Source organism: Micromonospora sp. ABR4_055, from assembly GCF_056160425.1.
This window is the reverse complement of sequence record NZ_JBSWXD010000269.1, coordinates 1-4,638: the sequence shown is the minus strand read 5'-3', so window position 1 is coordinate 4,638 and position 4,638 is coordinate 1. Positions and strand designations below refer to the sequence as shown.

At 74.9% G+C, this 4,638-nt stretch carries 5 protein-coding genes; 3 read left to right on the top strand and 2 right to left on the bottom strand.

The window, feature by feature from the left end; genetic code table 11:
* The coding region (locus ACXAHD_RS31515) for a DUF2306 domain-containing protein (protein WP_475055074.1) at positions 1–760 on the bottom strand (760 nt) is incomplete at its 3' end.
* A gap of 131 nt (positions 761–891) precedes the next feature.
* Here ACXAHD_RS31515 and ACXAHD_RS31510 point away from each other — a divergent pair.
* From ACXAHD_RS31510 to ACXAHD_RS31500, 3 genes are read left to right on the top strand one after another with little or no spacing between them, the layout of a single operon-like run.
* Positions 892–2,058 carry a sensor histidine kinase gene (locus ACXAHD_RS31510; protein ID WP_281554730.1) on the top strand — a complete coding sequence of 389 codons (1,167 nt, stop codon included), beginning with the start codon at positions 892–894 and terminating at the stop codon, positions 2,056–2,058.
* Entirely contained in the window at positions 2,055–2,729 is a 675-nt protein-coding gene (locus ACXAHD_RS31505) for a response regulator transcription factor (protein ID WP_289212778.1), read from the top strand. The genes ACXAHD_RS31510 and ACXAHD_RS31505 overlap by 4 nt, the downstream gene beginning before the upstream one ends.
* A 41-nt stretch (positions 2,730–2,770) precedes the next feature.
* Positions 2,771–3,610 (top strand): sugar nucleotide-binding protein, encoded by an 840-nt coding sequence (locus ACXAHD_RS31500; RefSeq protein WP_289212779.1) that lies wholly within the window; start codon positions 2,771–2,773, stop codon positions 3,608–3,610.
* 142 nt (positions 3,611–3,752) lie between these two features.
* Here the strand turns inward: ACXAHD_RS31500 and ACXAHD_RS31495 are convergent.
* Positions 3,753–4,638: golvesin C-terminal-like domain-containing protein (locus ACXAHD_RS31495; RefSeq protein WP_475055071.1), on the bottom strand; the 886-nt coding region annotated here is incomplete at its 5' end.

Below are 4,638 nucleotides of genomic sequence, written 5' to 3'. Positions count from 1 at the left end.
CCCCCCCCCCCCCCCCCCCCCCCCCCCCCCCCCCCCCCCCCCCCCCCCCCCCCCCCCCCCCCCCCCCCCCCCCCCCCCCCCCCCCCCGCCGCCGGATCACCCACTCCGCCACCACCACGTTGATCAGCCACCCGGCGGCCATGGTGCCGGTCCGGCCCGACGCCGTCACCGGGCCGACCACGGCCAGCCAGGCCAGCTGGGTGAAGAACTGGGTGCCCGCGCCCATCCCGATCGCGTAACCCCGGATCATCCAGGCCCGGTGCGCGGCGAAGTCACGGCGTCGGACCGCGACGAAGCCGACCACGACGCACGCCGCCATCGCCACGCTCACCACCACCCGGATGGCGACCAGCAGCTCGCTGTCGACCGCCGCCGGCGGCAGGAACAGGGTCAGCCACAGACCGGTCCCGGCGGTGAGCAACCCACAGACCACCAGGACTCGCCCGGCGGCCCGGTGCCAGGCCCGGCGGCGTCGCCGCAGACCCGGCGCGAACTGGAACGCCCCGACGAGGCTGAAGATGGTGACACCGACGATGTGCGTCACCAGCGCCACCGGGGCCGAGGTGACCCGGTCGCCGTCGGGCACGATGGGCGGCCCACCGACCAGCTCGGCCAGTCGCAGGCTGCCGGCGACCACCGGTACGACGGCGAGCAGCACCAGCCCGGTGGGGATCAGCCAGTTGGCGGGAGAGGACCGGCCGGCGACGGTGCGGGCGGTGGACCGGGGCATCGACCGTGGATTCGGTACGGCTGTTGGCATGGATCGATCGTCGCGGCGGCGCGGCGAGCGGTCATCGCCGCGTGGGCCGGCGTCGTCCCCGCCGTTGGACGGGGCAGCTCGTCGTACTTCTGGCCGGTACGCCGTGAACGCCCGCTGCGTACGATCGCGGTGTGCGTGCGCTGCTGCGGTCGGTGTGGGCCGAGCCCGCCGTCGCCGACCCACCGACGCGGGTCTGGCGGGACTGGCTGCTGCTCGGCGCGGTCTGGGTCGCGGCGACCCTCGAAGGGCTGCTGCGCACCGACCTGGTGTCGCCCGCGTACTCGTTGATCGTCGCCCTGGTGTTGGCGCCGACGCTGTGGTGGCGGCGGACCAGGCCGCTGCTGATGGTCGCCGTGGCCTTCCCGGTCACCGCCGTGGCCGCGCTGCTGGCCGGCCACGAACCGGAGCTGGTCACCGGCGTCTACCTGCTGATCCTGCCGTACGCGCTGTACCGCTGGGGTTCCGGCCGGCAGATCATCGCCGGAACGGCGGTCATCCTGGCCAAGATGGGCCTGTCGGCGGCGGTCGGCCACCTCGACCTCGCCGACCTGGTCGGCGGGACGGTGGTGGTGTCCGCCGCGATGGCCGTGGCCACCGCTCTGCGGTACCGGGCCACGCTGTGGGCCCGCGAACTCGACCAGGCCAAGCTGGCCGAACGCGAACGACTCGCCCGCGACCTGCACGACACGGTGGCCCACCACGTGTCGGCGATGGCGATCCGCGCCCAGGCGGGCATCGCGGTGGCACCGACCCGACCGGCGGCGGCCCTCGACGCGCTGGCCGTGATCGAGGCCGAGGCGACCCGCGCCCTGGCCGAGATGCGACTGATGGTGCGCGGCCTGCGCCACGGCGAACCCGCCGGACGCCTGGCCCCGGCGGACCTCACCCCGAACCCCGGCATCGGCGACGTCGCGAGACTCGCCAGTCGGGCGCAGCCCGGACCGGTCGTCGACGTCACCCTGCACGGCGACGTCGACGACGTCCCGTCGACCGTCGCCACCGCGGTCTACCGGCTGGCCCAGGAGTCGGTGACCAACGCCCGACGGCACGCCCGGCACGCCACCCGGATCGAGGTCCGCGTCGACGTCGACGCCGACGCGGTACGGCTGCGGGTCAGCGACGACGGCGACACCAGCGCGGCCCGGCCCGCCGCTACCGGCGGCTTCGGCATCGTCGGCATGACCGAGCGGGCGGCTCTGCTCGGCGGCACCTGCGACGCCGGACCGGACCGCGACCGGGGCTGGACCGTCGCCGTGGCCCTGCCCCGCCAGGCTCCGACCGGTCGGGCCGGGACGTGACCGTCCGGGTGGTCGTCGCCGACGACCAGGAGATCGTGCGGACCGGGCTGACGATGATTCTCGACGCCCAGCCGGGCATCGAGGTCGTCGGCGCTGCGGCCGACGGCAGACGGGCGGTCGACCTCGCCCACCGGTTGCGCCCCGACGTGTGCCTGTTCGACATCCGGATGCCCGACGTGGACGGTATCGAGGCCACCCGCCGCCTCGCTGGTCCCGGCGTCGTCGATCCGCTCGCTGTGGTCGTCATCACCACCTTTGACCTCGACGAGTACGTCTACGCAGCGCTGCGCGCGGGTGCCCGGGGTTTCCTGCTCAAGGACGCCGGCACGGCGCTGCTCACCCAGGCCGTCCGGGCCGCCGCCGCCGGTGACGCACTCATCGCGCCGGCCGTCACCACCCGCCTGCTCAGCGCCTTCGCCGCCGCCGGTCCGGTGGCACCGGTCCGCCAGCCGCTCGATCCGTTGACCGACCGCGAGGAGCAGGTGCTGGTCGCCGTCGCCCGTGGCCGCACCAACACCGAGATCGCCGGCGAACTGCACATCAGCCTCAGCACGGTCAAGAGCCACCTGGCCGCCCTGATGACCAAGCTCGGCGTCCGCAATCGCGTCGAGGTCGCGATCTGGGCGTACGAGACCGGCCGGGTGCGCGTCGGCCTCGACCGGTCGACGTAGCGTGCGACGCGCGGGCGGACCGCCGGGCCTACCGTGGTCGCGTGAGGCTTCTCGTGGTGGGTGGCAGTGGGTTCCTCGGCCGGGAGATCGTTCGTCAGACGCGGTGTGCCGGGCACCGGGTGGCCGCGACCTTCCACCGCCGTCCGCCCAGCGATGATCTCGGCGCCGGAGTCGACTGGCACGCGCTCGACATCCGCATCCGTGACGATGTCGCCCGTGTCGCCGCCACGGCCCGGCCCGACGTGATCGTCAACGCCGCCTACCGCCAGAGCGACTGGGCGAGCACCGCCGACGGCGGTGCTCACGTCGCCCTCGCCGCTGCGGCGGTGGCGGCCCGGCTCGTCCACGTCTCCAGCGACGCGGTCTTCGCCGGTGCGGCGGTCGCCTACGACGAGACGTGCCCACCGGACCCGACGACGCCGTACGGTGCGGCCAAGGCCGCGGCTGAGACGGCGGTCGCGGCGATCACCCCCGACGCCGTCATTGCCCGGACGTCACTGATCATCGGGTACGGCGAGTCCGTCCACGAGCGACACGTGCACGCTCTGGCTGCCGGCGTCGGCACCGGTGTGCTGTTCACCGACGACGTGCGGTGCCCGGTGCACGTCGCCGACCTCGCCGCTGCGCTGCGCGAACTCGCCGGGTCGCCGTACTCCGGGATCCACCACGTCGCCGGTCCGGACGCGATCAGCCGGCATCGCCTGGGGGTGCTCATCGCCCGCCGAGACGGCCTCGACCCCACGGCGTTGCCCACCGGCCGACGTGCCGCCAGCGGCGTCCCCGGACCGGCCGAGCTGCGGCTGGACTGCGCCCGGACCCGTGCCCGGCTGACCACCCGGCTACGCGGTGCCCACGAGTTCCTCGCCGCCGCGCGGACCTGACCGCTGCGCGAGCAGGTCCGCCTCGGTCAGCCGGCCGGACAAGCGACCGGCCCCGTGGACGTCGTCCACACTCATCTGCGCCACGAGACCGTGGGCCTCGTGGATGCCTGCCATGCTACGGCGGGCAGTGTAGGACCCCGTGTCAGCCGACCCGGGTCAGGCGTACCGCGTCGGCGACGATGTGGCCGCCGGCCGGTGCCCACCGGCTCACCCCGACCACCGGCCGCCGCCCCGCCGCCAGCGCGAAGACACCCAGCTCCCGCCACCGGCCGCCGCCGGTGCGTTGATCCACCGGCCGGCTGACCAGCCCGGTGGTGGTCTGCACCAGGTGCGGCGCGGCCGGGTGGTAGCCCGACGCCGCCGGATGCCACACGTCGACCCGGTAGCTGCCGGCCGCCGGCACGGTGACGGTGAACCAGGCCGGGTCGCTGACCGGCTGCGGGCTGGTGAACCGGTAGTCGGTGCCGTACCGTCCGGCCGACCAGCTCGACGTGCCCCAGGCGGCGCTGGCGGTGAACCCGTGCGGCGTGCGGTTGTCGACGATCACACTGAACGCGTCGCTGCCGGCGGCCAGCACCCGCGCCGGCCCCGCCGGGCTCTCCCGGTGCTGGCGGTCCAGTGCGGTGACCAGATAGGTGTACGCCGATCCGGGCGCCGCCGTCGCGTCGGTGAAGGAGCCACCAGTGCCGGTGGACCGTACCGTCGCCAGCAGGTGGCGGGCGTCGTCGAACGCGGTCGGGTCGGCCGCGTCGGTGCCGGGGCAGCGGTAGAGCGCGTACGCCGTCGGGACGGCGGCGCCGGTGGCGGCGAGCCAGCCCAGCCTTACCCCGGTCGGGGTGCGGGTCGCGGCGGTGATCGCCGGCGGCGGCGGTGTGCTGCCCGGGGCCGGTACGCCGCCGCGGCCGGCCGCGACCAGCACCAACGCGGGCCAGGAGTAGTGGTCGGCGACCAACCAGCTGACCCCGCCAAGCCAGTCGGCGCGCACATTCTTTCCTCTTAACTGCAAGTCGCCATGGACCTGCGGGTAG